Source organism: Marinomonas ostreistagni (assembly GCF_016888445.1).
GTDB classification, from domain to species: Bacteria; Pseudomonadota; Gammaproteobacteria; order Pseudomonadales; family Marinomonadaceae; genus Marinomonas; species Marinomonas ostreistagni.
Genome location: NZ_JAFEKF010000002.1, coordinates 522,832 through 540,962 on the forward strand (window position 1 = coordinate 522,832; position 18,131 = coordinate 540,962).

An 18,131-nucleotide genomic window follows, 5' to 3' on the forward strand; every position below is an offset into this window, starting at 1 on the left:
CCAAATAGTTGCAAGCAAGTCCTGCGCCAATGGGGACAACTCGAGTGCTTATCCCCAACCCCATTAAGCAAACTGCCTATAACTTATACTACATATCTTGTCTGACCAAAGTGAAGGAAAATTGTTCAAACCCTGCACAATATTTGGGCGTCACGTCCTAGACTGAAGCATGTCACCAACAACAATAAGAGGGGATGATGATGGAATTCGCTCATATAGTACTTATCGTATTGGTCATCGCTTTGGTCGCGAAATTTGGCTACCGTTGGTATCAAAAGCACCACAAACACAGCCACTCGCACCATGACTCTTAAACCGTGTTTTGGCCGCCCTCAAGGTAGCGCTTGCGCTTGCTGTCTTTGACTTTTTCTAAGTCGACCAAGACCAAACCGTCGACACAGTAACCAAAGTCCGCGTCGACACCAAAATCCAAAAAGCGTACCCCTTGTTCGTCGCACAGTTCGCTGTATTGCTTGAACAAGGTCGGTACCGCAGCCCCCAAATTACCTAACTGCTCTTTAAGGATGCGAAAGTCTTCTTCGTAGCTTTGGCCAGTAAAGAAGCCTTTAAGGAGTTCTTTATGCTCTGCTTGGATCAAATAAGGGTTATACGATGCGGCCAAATGCTCTTTGTCGGCAAAGTAGGTGCAGTAGAAATGCACGATCATGTCTTTGGCCAAAGTTGGGTAGTTGCCACTTAAGCTAACTGGGCCAAACATATAGCGCACTTCTGGGTGGCGCTTTAAGTAGGCGCCGATGCCGTACCATAAGTAATCTAAGCTGCGCTTGCCCCAATATTTTGGTTGTACAAAACTGCGGCCAAGCTCAATGCCTTGGGCAAAATAAGGCTCCATATCGCAGCTGTATTGAAACAAGGTGGTGCTGTAAATACTGTGTGGTGTATCGCTCTGCAGAAAACGATAGACCTCGCCGATGCGATACGCGCCAACCACTTCCAGCTCTTCTTCGTCCCAAAGTACTAAATGACGATAATCGCGATCGTATTTATCTAAGTCCTTGTGCTCGCCGGTGCCTTCGCCGACCTTACGAAAGGCAATTTCACGTAAGCGGCCAATCTCTTGCATGAGGCTGGATTCGTGCTCGTATTCAGCTAAGTAAATTTGCTTATTATCTTTGGTCGAGCCCAGATGCTCAGCGCGCTTTAACTCAAGTTTGAGCTGTTGGCGGTTTTGTGGGTGAGAAATGGTTTTCTCTGTTTTTAGGAGCGGTTTGCGGCCTTTGGCGATGCGGTACAAGTGACGCTTCACCAGTTTGTTTTTCTCTTTGTTGCTCAGTGGCAATTTGGCCAGCTCTTGGATCGGGATCGGCTCGCCCACTTGAATCGGAATGCGTCGATTGCGTTGACGAAACATTTCATTGGCCAGCTGTAGCGTCGACAGTGGGCGATACACCCAAGAACTGGTGTAAAACATCATCGAGTTACGCCCGCCAATGTGCACTGGCAAAATCTGACTATTGGTTTTTTGGGCGATCTTTAGGTAACTCGAGCTCCACTGTAGATCCTTTACGCCGCTGGGCGATAAGCGGGACACTTCACCCGCAGGGAAGATAATGACACACTCTTCGCGCTGCAAGCAGTCCATGATGGCTTTAAGCTGCTGACGGCCAGTTTTGCCGCCCATATTATCCACCGGCAGTACTAGGCCTTTTAGCGCATCAAAACCGAGTAATAAATCATTAGCGACGATTTTGACGTCTGGGCGGATTTCGCCGATAAGGCGCAAAATAGCGAGGCCATCAAGGGCCCCAAGTGGGTGGTTGGCAACAATAACAGTACGGCCAAACGCCGGAATATTACGGCGGTCCACTTGGCTGGCTTGATAACCAAAATTGAAATGGTCGAGTACCCGGTCAATAAACTCAAAGCCAACGTATTCACCGTTGTGCTCGAGGAACTGATTGACTTCGTGTTCGTGAAATAGACGCTTTAAGACACTAATGGTCGGCTTGGTAATCAGCGGACTTTTGTCAAAAAACTGCGGGGCTTTGCTGGTAATTAATTGTTCGACCTGTAACACGCGACACTCCGAAAAGGCTACTCTCTATCGCTAACAGGCTAAAAAGTATGCGTGACAGAAGTGTGACGTTTTGGTGTTGCATTGATGACAAATTAAACAGCAGAAATGATAGGCACAAAAAAGGCCGCTACAGCGGCCTTTTCAGAGGGGGATAACATTAAGCTTCTTGTTTCGCTTTATTGCTATTGCCAAGGGTAATGTGGCGTGACCCTTTGTAATCAGTTTGACCACTGACACCCGAATCAATTTGCTCGATTTGACCGCCACGGGCTAAAAACTCTTCCATTTGTTTTGCGATTGAGTCTGATGTCTCAATGGCTGCATCTTGCTTCTTTTTGGTCGCCATGGCGCGTTCCTTATTTTTAGTCAGTAGTAAACTTCACTATACCAGAATCCGTCGGTATTGGCTTTAGTTTATTTTTTCAACAATTAGCCCGCTAAGCGGCTTGGGTGGAAGTAGCGCATAATCGGGTTGAAAAAGCGCGAAAACCTTCCGGTAAACTCGATTGGAGAATCGAGCACAATCAAACAAATACAATCGGCGTCTTTGGTGACACGTGGCTGGTGATGGTCCTCATCGCCACGACGGATAAAGTCACCCGCTCGATATAAGCCTTCTTCATCCGAGAAAGCGCCACTCAATACCAAGGTAATCTCATCACCGGTGTGAGTGTGGTAAGGCATCGCTGCGCCAGCTTTGATGTATAACAAAGCAATTTGCTCACCGCTGCTTTCATTGGACAAGGTAGCCAATTTAAAAGAGGGCGTTAAGCTCATCCACTTAAGCTTGTCATAGCCTTCTGGGATGTAGCGGCGTAGCGTCGCTGGAATGTGTCGCAAAGTGTCTGATAAAGCGCTAGATGGCGCTGGCGCCGTGGCTTGCTCAGATGTGGGCTCGGACTGCGCGGTAATGCGCGCCAGAACACTCGACTTCAAAGCCGACATTTGGCTTTGTGGTGCGGTGTCTGCTTGTTTGGACAACAGTTCGGCGCCTAACATATTGAGACGTTTTACTTGCTCGCGACAGTGGGCACATTGATCCAAATGGGTCGAAACCGCCAGCGCATGGGCCAACGACAAGGACCCAGACGAATAGTCAGTTAACATGTCCAAAGTAGGGTGGCAGCTAAGCATAAACGACTACCTCTTAATAATTACAGATAACTTGTTGAGAGCAAGACGCACACGTGACTTAACCGTGCCCAGCGGCAACCCAAGTTCTTGTGAGGCTTCAGAATGGCTTTTGCCTTCTAAATAAACCTTTGAAAGTACTTGTTGTTGGTCGTTGGGAAGTTCGTTAAGACCGTTGCGAATACGTTCTTGGTCTCGCTTTTGCTGAACGTCGCTAAACGGATCAGCATTTTCATCGACAAGCTCGCTCCAGAAACCATCAGGATCGATGTCACTCTGGTAACGCCCATTTTTGCGCATGTAATCAATCCGCGCGTTTCGCGCAATGGTAAATACCCAAGTATTCAGCGAAGCGGTAGCAGGGTTGTAGAGATGCGCCTTATTCCAAATCCGGATCATTACCTCTTGGGCGATATCATCCGCCATAAGGTTGGAGCCGGGTTGGGCAGACAAACAAAATGCGCGTATTCGTGGGGCATAGTGGTCGAACAGTCTCTCTAGCGCCGCAGTATTTTTCTGCGTCGCGATTAAGGCCATATCGTCGACTAAGGTGTGATCACTGTCTAGATTTTCTGAAACCATGTTCATCCTGTGCTCCAAACGTACAAAATAAAGTCTGTTTGGGTGTGGCAAGCGTGCTTGCGTAAATGGATACGTCTTTAATGACTGAGTTGGATCAGTGATCTGATAAAAAAAAACGTTCGTATTGTATTAGAACTTGTCAGAACTAAAAAATGAGTACACTCCATGTCCCATGCTACCCCAGAAAGCCAAGCGCTAATTGAACGCTTCAAAGCGTTTTACAAAGACGTGAAACATCCTAAACTGGATGTCATAGGCGATATGTACAGTAGCGACATCAAATTTCGTGACCCTGTCCACCAGATCGAAGGCATGGATGAATTACACGCTTACTTGTCCAACATGTGTGACAATGTCGAAAGTGGTCGATTTGAGTTCTTGGATCAGCTTATTGGTCCTGACACTGCCTATATTAAATGGAATATGTACTTTCGTCATCCCAAGCTTGGTAAAGAGACCCATGTGGTGCGCGGCGTGTCGCAAATACAATTTAACGAGCGCATTTACTATCATGAAGACATCTACGACATGGGGCAGATGATTTATGAACACGTGCCTGTCGTCGGATGGGCGGTGACCAAATTACGCAAACGTCTTAGCGCAACATAGGAGTGTTATTATGCCAGCAGTAGGAAACGCACCATTTGCTTGGATCACCGGGGCGAGCTCGGGGTTAGGATTATCGCTGACGCAAGCGTATCTTGAGCGGGGTTATCACGTGGTGGCCTCAGCGCGACGTGAGAAAGAGCTGGCTGGACTAAGTCGCTTATACCCTGATGCATTGCACTTTATGCCGTTTGATGTGACTAAAGAAGAGGAGGTAGAGCCTGCTAAGGCCTTGCTTGAGAAAATCACCAAACGCCTCGATCTAGTGATTTTAAATGCCGGAACGTGTGAATACCTTGATATGGACAAGCCCGATTGGAGCCTGTTTGATCGCGTCAACCAAGTCAATTACATGGGCATGGTGCGTTCACTAAGAGTCTGTTTAGACCTGCTCAAGCAAACCCCCGACGCGCATTTGGTCGGCGTCAGCTCGCAAGCGGTACAAGCGCCGTTTATTCGCTCGGAGGCGTACGGCGCGAGTAAAGCGGCGTCACGCTATTTACTAGCGTCGTTACGCTTAGACTTAGCGCCGGATGATATTGACGTCACCTGCATCATGCCAGGTTTTATCGACACGCCATTAACCAAACGTAATGATTTCCCGATGCCCTTTTTGATGTCGCCAGACCAAGCTGCGGCACGCATTCAAAAGGCCATTGATAAGCGTGTCTACGAATACGCCTTTCCTAAGCGACTGTCAGCTGCGCTGGCACTGTCGAAACTTTTCCCTAAGCTTTGGTTTAAGCAAAACGCTCGCGAAACGTCTGAGTAAGGAACATCAAACACATGAAAGTAGCGATTATTGGCACGGGTATCTCGGGCCTGACGGCTGCGTATCTATTGCGCCAAGAATATGACATCACAGTATTTGAACGAGACAGCCGTATTGGTGGCCATACAGCTAGTAAAACGGTGGATGATCAAGGTGTTACGCGTCAAATCGACACCGGCTTTATTGTTTATAACGATTGGACTTACCCTAACTTCATTCGCCTGATGAATGAGCTTGGCGTGCGCTCAAGACCGACCGAGATGAGCTTCAGTGTCAGCTGTGATCGCACCGGCTTAGAGTATGGCGGCAACAATTTGAATACCCTGTTTGCGCAGCGCAAAAACCTACTTAATCCGCGCTTTTTGGGGATGTTAAAAGACATCGTCGCCTTTAATAAACAATCCATTAAAGACCTCGATTCAGGGCGCTTAGACCCGGCTATCACCTTGGGTGAGTATCTCGACCAAAAAGGCTATGGCCAACAGTTTGCCAGCCATTATTTAATCCCCATGGGCAGCGCAATATGGTCGTCCACCCTGCAAGAAATGCTCGATTTTCCGCTGGTGTTTTTTGTGCGTTTTTTCAAAAATCACGGCTTATTGAGCGTTAATAATCGTCCCCAGTGGCATGTGATCGAAGGCGGTTCGAGCGCTTATCTTGAGCCACTCACACAAGCTTTCAAATCGCGTATCCGACTTAATAGCGAAATCGAAAAGGTGACCCGCCAGCCAGGTAAGGTAGAGATTCGCTTTACTGATCAGCACACAGAAATCTTTGATCATGTGGTGTTTGCTTGTCACAGCGATCAAGCACTGGCCCTACTGGGGGATGATGCCTCGGCGTCAGAGCGTGAAATTTTAGGTGCCATTCCTTACCGTGATAACGATGTGGTGTTGCACACAGATACCAGTTTGATGCCTAAAGCCAAGCTTGCATGGTCAAGCTGGAACTATCACCTAAGCAAAGACCAAACTAAGCCTGCGACGCTCAGCTACAACATGAACATCCTGCAAAACCTTGAGGGTGCAGCCAATACCTATGTGGTGACTTTAAACCACACCGATTGGATTGATCCGCAAAAGATCATCGGACGCTACCGTTATGCGCACCCGACCTTCACTCTCGCGGGGATCGAAGCGCAGGAGCGCTGGCATGAAATCAACTTTGGTAATACCTGGTTCTGTGGCGCTTACTGGCGAAATGGTTTCCATGAAGATGGCTGTTGGAGTGGCGTACGCGTTGCCAAAGCGCTAGGAGTGAACTGGTAATGAGCGATACTTGGCGCAGTGGTTTTTACACGGGCACGGTGCGCCATCGCCGCTTTACGCCCAAAGCGCACGCGTTTACTTACCAAGTCAGCATGGTGTATTTCGATTTAGACGAAGTTGATGCCATCTTAGCCAGCTCACCATGGTGGTCAGCTAAGCGCTGGCGCCCAGCACGCTTTGTGCGCCAAGACTACTTCGGCACGTCCGACAAAAGTATCAAACAGGCGGTGCAAGACGAAGTCAATCAGCGTCTCGGGCTTAACCTTTCAGGCCCAGTTCGACTACTGACCAATGCCCGCTACTTTGGTTATTTAATCAATCCGATCTCCGTCTATTACTGCTTTGACGAGCAGGAAACTCTGCACGCAATGTTGCTAGAAGTGACCAATACACCTTGGGGCGAGAAGGTGGCCTATGTGTTTGCCTGTGATCCAAGCAAGCCGGTTCAGCGTACTAACATAGACAAAACCATGCATGTGTCGCCGTTTCATCCGATGGAACATTTTTACGATTGGCGCAGCAGTGTGCCGGGGCAGAAGATTGCCATACACATGCGTAATAAAGAACAAACCGAAGCACAGCAATGTGTTTTTGATGCAACCTTGTCGCTGCGCCGCGAGACAATCACCAAACGCAGTCTCGCCTCGATTTTATGGCGCTATCCGTGGATGACGGCCAAGGTTGTATGGGGCATATATTGGCAAGCCTTAAAGCTATTTGTGAAGCGTGTGCCAGTGCATGACCACCCAAAACACAAAGCAGGACATTCGTGAGATTAAGGGGAAGCAGATGATCAACTCAATCAATGTCGGACGTCGCAAAAAGTCAGCGCGACGTCAGGGGTTAATCGATAAAGCCGCGAAAAAAGCCGTGTTCGCGATGCTCAGACGACTTGAAGTTGGCCATTTGGTACTCGAAGACCAAGGCGAACATTATAGCTTTGGCCAAGATTCGGCCACCGCCCATTACCATGCTCACATTACTGTGAAAGACATCGAAGCGTATCGCGACGTCTTTTTAAACAGCAGCATCGGCGCCGGAGAAGCCTACATGAAAGGGCATTGGACCACGCCCGACCTGCCTAATGTGATTCGTTTGATGGTGGCCAATCTAAACCTAATCAACGAAGTGGATGCCAAGCGCCCAATTTGGCAGCGTATAGGTCACAAGTTATTTCATTCCCTTAACGCCAACACCCGCGATGGTTCGCGTAAAAACATCGCCGCTCATTATGATTTGGGTAACGACTTCTTTGAGCTATTTTTAGATCCGACCATGATGTACTCCGCTGCGGTCTATCCAAGTGCCGATGCGACCCTTGAGCAGGCGTCCGTGCACAAGCTCGACCGCATGTGCCAAAAGCTTGAACTTGGGCCTGGCGATCACTTGCTAGAAATTGGTACCGGCTGGGGCGGTATGGCGATCCATGCGGCCAAGCATTATGGCTGTCATGTGACCACGACGACCATTTCAAAAGAGCAATACGAATACGCCAAGGCGCGCGTACAAGCCGAAGGTCTGAGCAATCGTGTGACCTTGTTGCTGGAGGATTACCGCGACTTAACTGGCCAATACGACAAACTCGTATCGATCGAAATGATTGAAGCAGTTGGCCATGAATATTACGACAGCTACTTTGCCAAATGCAGCGAGCTGTTAAAGCCGGAAGGATTAATGGCGATTCAAGCAATCACTATTGCAGACCAGCGTTATGATTACGCGCGCAAGTCGGTGGACTTTATCCAGCGCTATATCTTCCCTGGGGGGTGTTTGCCGTCAAACGCGGTGATCGCTGACAAAGTGGCCAATAAAACCAACATGCAAATCATCGACGTGGAAGATATTACCGAGCATTACGCTGACACCCTACAAGACTGGCGCACGCGCTTCTTCGACAAGCTGGATGCGGTCAAACAGCAGGGCTTTGATGATGTCTTCTGCCGCATGTGGGATTTCTATCTCGCTTATTGCGAAGGTGGTTTTCGCGAGCGTGCCATCAGTACCGGCCAATTCGTGATGGCCAAACCAAATTACCGATTCCAGAGACGCTAATCAGACGCCGTGAGGCCGTTATGAAGACGATACTCAATGCCGTTAGTTTCCAACTGTTATGGTTTGCCTGTGTTTTAGGGGGCGATGATTGGGCCTTAGCGGCCATCGTCGTCTACTTTGTGCTGCATCATTACTTTTTTGTGCAGCAAAGCAACGAGTGGTGGTTGATCGTCTTATTCGTGGGGCTTGGCATCATTGTTGATGGTGCCTTGATCTTTGGTGGCTGGCTGATGATGCCACCGTCGATCTGGACCTTTCCTTTACCGCCGCCTTGGCTTCTGGGTCTCTGGGCAGGCGTCGGCTCACTGTTTTTCCATTGCCTACATTGGGGCCAGCAGCGGCCGTGGCTACTCAGTGTCTTGGCTGCGCTTTCCGTACCGTTTAGTTACCTGATGGGCGCGCGCTTTGCCGAAGTGTCATTCGGTCAAGGCCAACTCGAAACCTTAGTGCTTATTGGCTTTATCTGGTTTTGGTTGATGCAAGTGGGCGTCATGGGCGTACAGTTTTTAAATCACCGACAAGGACTTAAATCATGATGAAGCAGACTGTTGCAGGCCTTTGTCTGGCCGCGCTCGCTGCACCCAGTATGGCTCAAGACACTACCGTCGTGGGTAAAGCGTATCGTCTTGACAGTGATCAGTTGGTGTATGTTGAAAAACACCAATACCTCGAGGATGGTCGCCACCAAGTGTCTTACGAGTCGCCCCAAGGTGAGGTATTTGCTCGCAAAACCCTTGATTACTCCGTGTCAGAGCAGGCGCCAACATTTACCCAAACTAATGATCTGATCGGTGAGCGCATCGAAGTCAGCAATGCGGATGGCAAGCTTAAATTACGCTACCGCGCCAGTGACAATGGCAAAGTGTTTCAAAAGCGTTTTGAGCGCAGCAAGCGTCTGCTAGTCGACGCGGGGTTTGATAAATACGTTAAAAATAATTGGCAGGCGCTGACCGAGGGCAAGCCCTTTGAAATCCAATACTTGGTGCCCAGTGAAACCACCACGGTGAGCTTCAAAGTCAGTCAAACGGACTGTTTGGCCAATACGCCAGCTAGCGCCAAGTGTTTTTCTATTGCGCCGCAGTCTTGGTGGGTCTCGCTTGCGGTAGACCCGCTCACGGTGGCTTATGACCCTAATACGCGTAACTTAGTACGCTTCACTGGGCGTGGCAATATTGCCAATGCCGACGGCGACTACCAAAGCGTTGATATTCATTACCAATACCCAGATAGCCAAGCTACAGGAGAATAACATGCTTCGAATCGTACTTTTTTGCGCCATGATGGTGGGCCTTGCTGGCTGCTCGTCGACCACGGTTGAAACTTATGCTGACAATGAGCCTAAGTTTGATGTGGAAACCTTTTTTGAGGGCGATCTGGTCGCCCATGGTGTGCTCAAAGATTACAGCGGCGAAGTGATTCGTTATTTTTCAGCGGATCTTAAAGGTAGCTGGCAAGATGGCGTCGGCACATTAGAAGAATGGTTTGTATTTGACGATGGTGAGCGTCAAGAGCGCACATGGACGCTAGAGCCAAACGCCGACGGTAGCTACACCGCCAATGCCAACGACGCGGTCGGGCCAGGCACACTGAAAACGGCGGGTAACGCGCTGTTTATGAAGTATGTGCTGCGTGTGCCCTATGATGGCGATACCATTGATGTCAGCGTCGATGATCGCATGTACTTAGTGACGCCAGATGTATTGATTAACGAATCGACCCTTAAAAAGTTTGGTTTTGAAGTAGGCCAGCTGACGCTCACCATTCGCCGTGTCGATCCTTAGTGTAGAACTGAGATGCCTGTGCTAATCTTGCGCCTCGATAACAACGTGAACAAAGGTGAGTCGTGGCGCAATTAGTGTTTCGTTTAAAAAACGTCCCCGAGCAAGAGGCGGATGACATCCGTGAGTTGCTAAACGAGCAGGGTATTGAGTTCTATGAAACCAGCGCTGGCCGCTGGCAAATCTCGATGGCAGGCATCTGGGTACGAGACAAAGCGCAAGCAGCCCAAGCCAAAGAGCTGATCGCACAAGATCAAGCGCAACGGGCGCAGCAGGCCACGCCGATCACCGCCAAAGATTGGCTTGCGGGGTTTTTAACCCATGCCAAACAAAACCCAGTGGAGTTTGTGTTTACCGTCCTTGGCATCTTATTGGTATTGTCGTTGACCTTGATTCCATTTTGGATTGGCCAGCGCTTAGCGGGCTAAACCGGCGTACAGGTTTGTTGCGCTTGTAATAAGGCGCGCATCACTAAGCGGCGCGTAACAATGCCAATGAGGCGACCTTCCTCCACCACAGGGTAGATTTTGGGCTTGCTGCCCATCATCAAGTTGACCACCTGCATGACTTGTTGGTCGGGCGTTACAAACAGCACATCTTCACTCATCACTTTGGCAACCGAGCCTGGGCTGTCACAGTGATAGGCCGATTGGCTCAGTGGCCCCAGCAAATCTTGCTCTGAGACAAAGCCGATCAGGCGACCGTACTGGTCGGTGACGGGGGCGCCGCTAAGTTTGTGTAGCGCCAGCTGACGCGCGCATTCATCGGCTGCTGTCGTTGGCTGCACGTGAAACGTGTCATGGGACATGATATCTCTCACACACAAGGCATCTAGCTTCATAAGAGCCTCCACTTTGTTGGTGGTGAATGTCCTTTAAGTGTAGTGCCTGACGCTAGATTTTGCCCAGATTCGCCGGCCATTGGCAGGTTTGTGCGTGAGCCTTTTTACTTCCCGTTAAAAGTCTTTAAAATAAGACGATTGAGCATCCGTTAACCGACCTTGGTACAGCGCCTTTATGAGTAAGTCGAAAAAAGACAACAAGCTAACCCTGCACCCACGCAATCCCCATCGTGCGCGCTACAACTTTGCGCTGCTGGCGGACTCGTGCCCAGAGCTAGCGCCTCATATCAAGCTGAATCAATACGGCACTCAAACCATTGATTTTGCCGATCCAGAAGCGGTAAAAGTGCTTAACCGCGCGCTACTGAATCACTTTTATGGGGTATTGTTTTGGGACATCCCCGAAGGCTATCTATGCCCACCGATTCCAGGGCGTGCCGATTACATTCATTACCTAGCGGATTTACTGGCTGATTGTAACCAAGGCCAGATTCCTCGTGGCCGTGGCGTCAAAGCATTGGATGTTGGCACCGGAGCCAACTGCGTCTACCCGATCATTGGCTCGCAAGAGTACGGCTGGCAATTTGTCGGCAGTGATGTGAATCCGACCGCGGTACAGGCGGCGAGTCTTATTGTCGATGCTAACCCAAGCCTTAAAAAACGCGTCAGCATTCGTCAGCAACAGCAAGCAGAGCGTATCTTCGCCGGTGTGTGGCAAGACGATGAACTGTTTGATGTGACCTTATGTAATCCGCCGTTCCACAGCAGTGAAGCGGCCATGAGCTCAGAAAACAAACGCAAATGGCGCGGCCTTAATGCCAAAGCCGATGCTAAAAAAGGTACCCTTAACTTTGGTGGTCACGGACCTGAGCTTTGGTGCGACGGCGGCGAGGCAGGCTTTATCACGCGTATGATCAAAGAGAGTGTGGCCTTTAAAGAGCGCTGCTTCTGGTTTACCAGCTTGGTCGCGCGACGCGATAATTTGCCGAGCATTTACCGCGCTCTGGAACAAGCGGGCGCGATACAAGTCAAAACCATAGAGATGGCGCAAGGCCAAAAAGTCAGCCGCTTTGTGGCGTGGAGCTTTTTGGAAGATGCGCAAATCGATTACTGGCGCGATACCCGCTGGCGCAAATAACGCTCGCATCCGCGGCGCGCAGATAGACTAAACTGAAACATACCCAAGCGACTAAAAGGTGTTCCTATGATCGCGCTCGTAAGGTTAGTAGTACTGGTATTGTTGATCCTGTTGGTGACAGCAGGGGGCTTGATCATGAGCTTACTGCTCGCCTTTTCCAAAGATCGAGTGTATTACATCGCCAAAGCCTTTGCGCCAGTGGCACGCTTGTTTGGCTTACGGGTGGAAAAGCACGTGTCTTACAAAGCCTATGATGTGGCGCAAGCGGTGTACATCGCCAACCATCAGAACAACTTTGATTTGTTTACCTTTTCTCATGTGGTGCCGCATCATACGGTCACCGTCGGCAAGAGTACTCTGAAATGGCTACCGTTTTTTGGCTGGTTGTATTGGGCCACCGGTAATTTTTTGATTGAACGCAACGACCGCGACAAAGCCATCGCTACCATCAAACAAATCGTTAGCAAAATGCGCGCCTCAGGCCTGTCGATTTGGATGTTTCCCGAAGGCACGCGCAGTCGTGGCCGCGGCTGGTTACCCTTCAAACGCGGTGCGTTTCATGCCGCCATTCAGGCGGGAGTGCCCATCATTCCTGTGGTGTGTAGCTCGACCCACGAGCAAGTTAAGTGGAATCGCCTACGCAATGGCACCGTCAAAGTGGAAGTGATGGACCCGATTTTTACCGAAGGTCTGACCGAGCAAGATGTCGCACAGCTGGTCAAACAGTGTGAAACCCTTATGCACGCCAAGCAGCTCGAGCTAGACCAAGCGATTGAGCAAGCCGAATAACCTAGCGGCTGGTCGGCAAGGCCTCATCAATCGCTTGTTGTAGCGCAGTCACCAGCTCATGATCGGGCAGCTCGTTAGCCTGGTGCCACTCTGGGCGCTGGCTAATGCGGGCAAACAACTTCTCTAAGCGTGCCACCTCTTGTTTGTCTGGCAGCGTATCTGATTGCCCTTGGTAGGCTTGTTGGGACGCGTGACCGCGTTGGTGCAAATGGGCAATCAGCTGAATGCCGCGATACAAAAGCGCAATCGAGCTGTCTGGATTCAGCGCCAACACCGAGCGCTTACGCAACTTATTCATCAAAGTGGTTTTAAAAGAACGCCCCGTCTGCACACCTGCACCTAAAATAGCGCCAAGCGTCGTCGCTGTACCTAAAGTGAGACCAGCGCTCAAAATATCAATGCCAGCGCCGATGGCCGCACCCGTGGCAGCGCTAGTGCTGGTGTTGATGCCCCAACTTTTAAGCGTGTCGGGATCAAAGATATCCTGTTGCCATTGACCTTCTTGTAAAGGTAAATCCCTTAGCACCACATCTTCGTGGCGAAAATCGTATAAGCGCAAACAGTAGCTCACAAACGCCTGTTCACGTTGACGAATATGCTGTTCAAATGCTTGCTTTTCGCTAGCGCTTGGCGTCGTCGAGGCACATACAAATTGGCTGGTAGTGCAGTCAATCAGGGCATGACTAAGGGCTTGTTTGGCCTGCGTGAGACGCTTGGCAGCGTCTTGCTCGCGTTGGTTGATCAGCGCTTGTAAGGTGTCGTATTCATCTGGTGCCAAGCTTTGCAGGGTCTGGTACAGCTTGCGCTCATCGGCCAAAAAGAACGCTACTGTATCGTAGCGTACATGAGCATGCAGCTGGCGCTCGGCCAGGCAGCGGCGCCATTCGCTTTCGTGGCTCTGCTCGGCGTTACAAAAGTTAAGAATCGGCACGATCGGCTTGTTGGCACAAGCGAGGATATTGAGCTCATCCAGATACTTACCCAATGGCGCTTGGCGTAAATCGATCACATACAAAATAATATCGCAGCGACTGAGCTGCTTAAGGATTTTCAGCTCCTGCTCAAAGTCATCCTGCAGCGCACTGTCGCTTTGTACCGCCTCAAGCCAGCGCTCATTGCTGGTATCTGCATAATCCTGCACACGGGTTTGCCACAGGCCGATCGAATCCTCAAATCCTGGGGTGTCGATCAAGTCCAGCAAGGGCGCGTCGTTGAGCGTCAGCGAGATTTGCTCCACATGACGCGTGGTGCCTGAGTAGTTTTGTACCTCGCCAAAGTTATGATCGCGCAGCATGGTGCGAATCAGTGAGGTTTTGCCCGTGTTAGCGTGGCCGACAATTAACAAAGAAATCGACATATTACACATCCTTCCAGTGGCGAATCTGCGCGGCATCGACACCACGCTCTAATAGCGCTTGGGTCCAAGCCTCGACAAATGTCTGGCCGTGTAAATAGATAGTGTGGGTTGAAGGCACAGCTTGTTTAATAAAGCGCAAACTGCCGCGATCAGGGCTGTTCTCGGCGTCTAATACCAAGACTTTGTCAGACGCTTGATCTTGTAAATAAGCCTGCTGGGAAGCGGCATCTTCCACTCGTGCAGTGACTTCAATATTAGTAGGCTCGGCCTTACTCCACTCAAACAAAAAGTAGCGTGAATCTTGTGGCAGCGGCGCTGGTGCTGCATCGGCTACGGCGGTTTGAGTCATCGTAGGCGTTGTCGTTGCAGAGGTGTTGTCGGCGTCCAAAATGCGTGATTGGTAGCGTGCTTTTGGCGCGCTCGGCACAAGCTGTTGCCATAGGGATTGACGCGCTGAGCGGTATAACACATGACTTAGCGCGGTAAACAGTAAACGCACCAATACACCGTACAAGAGCACACAGCTGAGCAGCCATAAGCCCCACATTTGGCGCACGCTATCGCTTTGTTCTGCGACACCAATTTGGCTCATTTGAATATCGCTAAGCGTTGGCATCGGTGCGCCGATCATGCTTGGCAACACGCTAAGCCACTGACTCACCTGATAAAAATCCTGTTGTGTCAGCAGAGTGGTTTCCCAGACAAACTGTACTTGATGGGTCATCAAAAATAACAGCGCACTGCATAAGCCGCCGAGCAAATAGCCCGTCCAGCAGCTGTGGACTAAGCGTCCCATTAGCCATCGGCCAGTACGACCCCGTAGACGCAGCTGAATAAAGCTTTCCAGTACAGGTTTGGGCAAACGCAGTGCGCGGCCGACTTTATCAAGCAACAGTGAAAACCACTGCAACTGACCGCCGCCGCGCGGGCTTTGGGTCGCAAGACTCGCCAGCCAAATCAACAAACTGACCAAGTGAGCACCGAGTAAAATCACCAATAGCCAAAAAATATTCAGCGCTTGATCCGTACCCGAACCAAACGAGATCGGCGCTGCGACCGCGCCCATGATGGTAAACAAACCAATCAATAGCAGCTGTAAGCCATTACCTAAGCCTACGACCTTGGTATAGCTATCATAAACGCCAGCGTCTGCTAGGCTTGATGGGTGGTGTTGTTCGAGACTGGCTTTAAGCGCAGACTGTTCTTGACGCGCAAGGGGCATAGCACCGACATCCTCAGCTAAATCATTCATAGGCATACCGTTTTTGGATGACATTTATCAACGTCAGTCTATCAGGCTGTATCTGTACTTGGCGAATTGTTACGTCGAAAGCGTAATATGTATGTAATTGTTACAGGGAATTGTGCCTTGCGACAGGGCTACATTAGTATCAAATCATCAAAGTGACTAGACAAAGGTTGGTCTCACATGCGTTTAAATTCCATTCGAACTAAGGTGACCGCACCGATTGCATTGTTAGGTGCGATTTTACTGGGTGTGTATTTCTCTTCTATAGCGATTGTCGATATTGCCAAACAGCAAATGGACAAACAAGCTAAATCCTATTTCGCTGCCAGCAGTTTGGTACTGAATGCCGATCGCGATATTTACCAAGCGCTAGTAGCGCGTAATGCCATCGTTAATGGGCAAGGGTCTCTGGCAGATAACCAAGCGGATTTCGCTGACAACGCACAACAAGTTAAAGATCGTTTTAATGCCTACCGTGCGGCCTTAGCATCAGAGCCACAGCTAGTCAGCCAATTTTCAAACTTCGATGCCTTGTTTAACGCATGGCAAGCACAAGAAGCGACCCTGCTACGCCAAGCGCAAGCAGGCCAAGATACGAGCGCAGCGATGGCGCAAGCCGATGCCAGCTTCTCGGCAATCCGTGATGTGCTAGATGTAGCAGGTGAAACCGTCAACAATCGCGCCCAAGAGGCACAGCAAGAAGCTTTAGCAAGCATCGAACAAACCCAAAACACTAAACTCATCATTATCGTGATCGTGCTGGCGATCGCTGCCGCGTTTGGTTACTTAGTGCCGAAACGTCTAAACGAGCGCGTTAACCACTTGGCTAGTCGTATTAAAGAAATCGCCGAAGGTGATGGTGACTTAACGCAGCGCATTAACTCGACCGCCAAAGATGAGTTGGGCGATCTAGCCAACGAGTTTGACGGCTTTGTTGAGCGTCTACGTGGCATCATCGGCAGCATCCGACAGCAGTCTCAGTCTTTGGGCAGCATGACCAGCGAACTTACCCACGTATCTGAGCGCACTGCAGGCGTGACCACTACCTTGGTTAACGCGTCGAACTCCATCGTTAGCGCGGCCCATGAAATGAACATGTCGAACCAAGAAATGGCCGGTGTGGCGAACGATACTGCCACCGAGGCGCACAACTCGAGCGCCCTAGCAGACCAAGGTATCGGTGCGGTGAATAACTCACGCAGTGCCATCGATGGGCTAGTGGGTGATATCGAACAAGCTCTTGGTCGCGCGACGGACCTTGAGAAAAGCTCGGAAGCGATTGCTTCGGTACTAGAAGTGATCCGTAACATCGCTGAACAAACCAACTTGTTGGCGCTTAACGCCGCGATCGAGGCGGCCCGTGCCGGTGAGCAAGGTCGAGGCTTTGCCGTGGTAGCCGACGAAGTACGCACACTGGCAACGCGTACTCAAGACAGCACCAACGAAATCGAATCTATGATCGATCAGCTCAAAGTCAACGTGCATGAGTCATCGCGCGCGATTCAAAACAGCCGCACCAATGCTGACACCACAGTGTCTAACTTCGACGAAGTGATCCGTATCTTCGGTGCGCTACAAGAGTCGTTTGGCAAAGTGCAAGAAATGGCCGCGCAAACCGCTCAAGCTACGCAAGAACAATCGACCGTATCGGGTGAGATCAACGAGAACTTGTCGGCGATGAAAGCACAAACCGACGAAGTACAAGCGGTTTCCGAAAGCGTACAAGCGCAATCGAAACAAATCAGCGATCTCTTCGAAGAATTAGATCGCCAAGTGGGCAGCTTCAAGGTCTAGTCTTAAGCGATTACATTTAGCCATAAGAAAAGCCGCTTCCATGAAGCGGCTTTTTTGTATGTGAAATAATCAGTTTCTGGAATTTTGGGGTTATTGGGGTTATATTTAAAGCGCTTAAGATCAAAGGAATGATCGATGAAAAGTAGAGAAGTGATTCAGCTGCTGTTGGACGATGGCTGGTATCAAGTTCGGGTGAAGGGGAGTCATGTGCAATTTAAGCATCCCACCAAAAAAGGTACGGTCACCGTGCCGCACCCGAAAAAAGATGTGCCACTTGGTACGTTTAACAGCATCAAAAAACAAGCCGAGCTTGATAAGTAGGTATCTACCATGAAATATCCTATCGTATTACATACTGATAACGGCGTGAGCTACGGTGTCACCGTGCCTGATCTACCAGGTTGTTTCTCTGCAGGAGACAGCTTTGATGAAGCTTTGGACATGGCAGAAGAGGCGATCTTTACTCACTTAGAGCTGATGCTGGAAGACGGCGAAGAGATTCCTGTGGCAAGCCCAGTGGCAGAGCTAAAAGACAACCCAGATTACCGTAATGGCATCTGGGCGATTGTGAATGTTGATATCACCCCGCTGCTTGGCAAAAGCGAGAAGATCAATGTCACTTTGCCGCATTTATTGATCACCAAGATTGATAAAGTGGTGGCGGCAAATCCGAAGTATAAATCGCGTTCGGGATTCTTGGCTGAGGCGTCTAAAAAAGTTTTAAATTTGGTGTAGA

Annotated in this window: 21 protein-coding genes; 14 read left to right on the forward strand and 7 right to left on the reverse strand. The window is 50.0% G+C overall.

Features of this window, described 5'->3' with window-relative positions:
* Positions 1-310: 310 nt before the first annotated feature.
* From olsF to JQX58_RS07885, 4 genes are all read right to left on the reverse strand, one after another.
* Positions 311-2,038 (reverse strand): bifunctional ornithine lipid synthase OlsF, encoded by a 1,728-nt coding sequence (olsF, locus tag JQX58_RS07870; protein WP_204146286.1) that lies wholly within the window; start codon positions 2,036-2,038, stop codon positions 311-313.
* A gap of 157 nt (positions 2,039-2,195) precedes the next feature.
* Positions 2,196-2,384: a hypothetical protein gene (locus JQX58_RS07875; protein WP_204146287.1), complete on the reverse strand. Its 189-nt coding sequence runs from the start codon at positions 2,382-2,384 to the stop codon at positions 2,196-2,198.
* Between the two features lie 83 nt (positions 2,385-2,467).
* On the reverse strand, positions 2,468-3,172 hold the full coding sequence (locus tag JQX58_RS07880; RefSeq protein WP_204146288.1) for a ChrR family anti-sigma-E factor: 705 nt from the start codon (positions 3,170-3,172) through the stop codon (positions 2,468-2,470).
* 6 nt (positions 3,173-3,178) lie between these two features.
* Positions 3,179-3,757, reverse strand: coding sequence for an RNA polymerase sigma factor (locus JQX58_RS07885; protein ID WP_204146289.1), 579 nt, complete (start codon positions 3,755-3,757; stop codon positions 3,179-3,181).
* 159 nt (positions 3,758-3,916) lie between these two features.
* Here JQX58_RS07885 and JQX58_RS07890 point away from each other — a divergent pair, with 159 nt between their 5' ends.
* The 9 genes from JQX58_RS07890 to JQX58_RS07930 all read left to right on the forward strand — a co-directional run bounded on the left by JQX58_RS07890 (position 3,917) and on the right by JQX58_RS07930 (position 10,655).
* A complete protein-coding gene (locus tag JQX58_RS07890; RefSeq protein ID WP_204146290.1) occupies positions 3,917-4,360 on the forward strand; it encodes a nuclear transport factor 2 family protein in 444 nt (147 codons plus the stop codon).
* 10 nt (positions 4,361-4,370) lie between these two features.
* Positions 4,371-5,129: an SDR family NAD(P)-dependent oxidoreductase gene (locus JQX58_RS07895; protein WP_204146291.1), complete on the forward strand. Its 759-nt coding sequence runs from the start codon at positions 4,371-4,373 to the stop codon at positions 5,127-5,129.
* A gap of 14 nt (positions 5,130-5,143) precedes the next feature.
* Positions 5,144-6,397: an NAD(P)/FAD-dependent oxidoreductase gene (locus JQX58_RS07900; RefSeq protein WP_204146292.1), complete on the forward strand. Its 1,254-nt coding sequence runs from the start codon at positions 5,144-5,146 to the stop codon at positions 6,395-6,397.
* Positions 6,397-7,170 carry a DUF1365 domain-containing protein gene (locus JQX58_RS07905; RefSeq protein ID WP_204146293.1) on the forward strand — a complete coding sequence of 258 codons (774 nt, stop codon included), beginning with the start codon at positions 6,397-6,399 and terminating at the stop codon, positions 7,168-7,170. The genes JQX58_RS07900 and JQX58_RS07905 overlap by 1 nt, the downstream gene beginning before the upstream one ends.
* A gap of 16 nt (positions 7,171-7,186) precedes the next feature.
* Positions 7,187-8,449 carry an SAM-dependent methyltransferase gene (locus JQX58_RS07910; RefSeq protein ID WP_204146294.1) on the forward strand — a complete coding sequence of 421 codons (1,263 nt, stop codon included), beginning with the start codon at positions 7,187-7,189 and terminating at the stop codon, positions 8,447-8,449.
* 20 nt (positions 8,450-8,469) lie between these two features.
* Entirely contained in the window at positions 8,470-8,985 is a 516-nt protein-coding gene (locus tag JQX58_RS07915; RefSeq protein ID WP_204146295.1) for a DUF2878 domain-containing protein, read from the forward strand.
* Positions 8,982-9,698 carry a hypothetical protein gene (locus JQX58_RS07920; RefSeq protein ID WP_204146296.1) on the forward strand — a complete coding sequence of 239 codons (717 nt, stop codon included), beginning with the start codon at positions 8,982-8,984 and terminating at the stop codon, positions 9,696-9,698. The genes JQX58_RS07915 and JQX58_RS07920 overlap by 4 nt, the downstream gene beginning before the upstream one ends.
* Before the next feature lies 1 nt (position 9,699).
* Positions 9,700-10,230 carry a DUF3833 domain-containing protein gene (locus JQX58_RS07925; protein WP_204146297.1) on the forward strand — a complete coding sequence of 177 codons (531 nt, stop codon included), beginning with the start codon at positions 9,700-9,702 and terminating at the stop codon, positions 10,228-10,230.
* A 74-nt stretch (positions 10,231-10,304) separates the two neighbouring features.
* Positions 10,305-10,655, forward strand: a complete 351-nt coding sequence (locus JQX58_RS07930; RefSeq protein WP_338040705.1) for a DUF6164 family protein — start codon at positions 10,305-10,307, stop codon at positions 10,653-10,655.
* On the opposite strand, the gene JQX58_RS07935 is transcribed toward JQX58_RS07930, so the two are convergent.
* Positions 10,652-11,068, reverse strand: a complete 417-nt coding sequence (locus JQX58_RS07935) for a CBS domain-containing protein (protein ID WP_204146299.1) — start codon at positions 11,066-11,068, stop codon at positions 10,652-10,654. The two genes, JQX58_RS07930 and JQX58_RS07935, sit on opposite strands and share 4 nt — an antisense overlap.
* A gap of 175 nt (positions 11,069-11,243) precedes the next feature.
* Between JQX58_RS07935 and rlmF the strand changes: the two genes are divergently transcribed.
* Together rlmF and JQX58_RS07945 are read left to right on the forward strand one after the other, a co-directional pair.
* On the forward strand, positions 11,244-12,206 hold the full coding sequence (gene rlmF / locus JQX58_RS07940; protein ID WP_204146300.1) for a 23S rRNA (adenine(1618)-N(6))-methyltransferase RlmF: 963 nt from the start codon (positions 11,244-11,246) through the stop codon (positions 12,204-12,206).
* A gap of 66 nt (positions 12,207-12,272) precedes the next feature.
* Positions 12,273-12,995 (forward strand): 1-acylglycerol-3-phosphate O-acyltransferase, encoded by a 723-nt coding sequence (locus JQX58_RS07945; RefSeq protein WP_204146301.1) that lies wholly within the window; start codon positions 12,273-12,275, stop codon positions 12,993-12,995.
* 1 nt (position 12,996) lies between these two features.
* On the opposite strand, the gene JQX58_RS07950 is transcribed toward JQX58_RS07945, so the two are convergent.
* Both JQX58_RS07950 and JQX58_RS07955 read right to left on the reverse strand, forming a co-directional pair.
* Positions 12,997-14,352, reverse strand: a complete 1,356-nt coding sequence (locus JQX58_RS07950) for a GTPase/DUF3482 domain-containing protein (RefSeq protein WP_204146302.1) — start codon at positions 14,350-14,352, stop codon at positions 12,997-12,999.
* 1 nt (position 14,353) lies between these two features.
* Positions 14,354-15,604 (reverse strand): DUF2868 domain-containing protein, encoded by a 1,251-nt coding sequence (locus tag JQX58_RS07955; RefSeq protein WP_204146303.1) that lies wholly within the window; start codon positions 15,602-15,604, stop codon positions 14,354-14,356.
* A 177-nt stretch (positions 15,605-15,781) separates the two neighbouring features.
* Between JQX58_RS07955 and JQX58_RS07960 the strand changes: the two genes are divergently transcribed.
* The 3 genes from JQX58_RS07960 to JQX58_RS07970 all read left to right on the forward strand — a co-directional run bounded on the left by JQX58_RS07960 (position 15,782) and on the right by JQX58_RS07970 (position 18,130).
* Positions 15,782-17,395 carry a methyl-accepting chemotaxis protein gene (locus JQX58_RS07960; protein ID WP_204146304.1) on the forward strand — a complete coding sequence of 538 codons (1,614 nt, stop codon included), beginning with the start codon at positions 15,782-15,784 and terminating at the stop codon, positions 17,393-17,395.
* Positions 17,396-17,530: 135 nt separating this feature from the next.
* Entirely contained in the window at positions 17,531-17,716 is a 186-nt protein-coding gene (locus tag JQX58_RS07965) for a type II toxin-antitoxin system HicA family toxin (RefSeq protein WP_204146305.1), read from the forward strand.
* Positions 17,717-17,725: 9 nt separating this feature from the next.
* Positions 17,726-18,130, forward strand: a complete 405-nt coding sequence (locus JQX58_RS07970; protein WP_204146306.1) for a type II toxin-antitoxin system HicB family antitoxin — start codon at positions 17,726-17,728, stop codon at positions 18,128-18,130.
* Position 18,131: the final 1 nt, after the last annotated feature.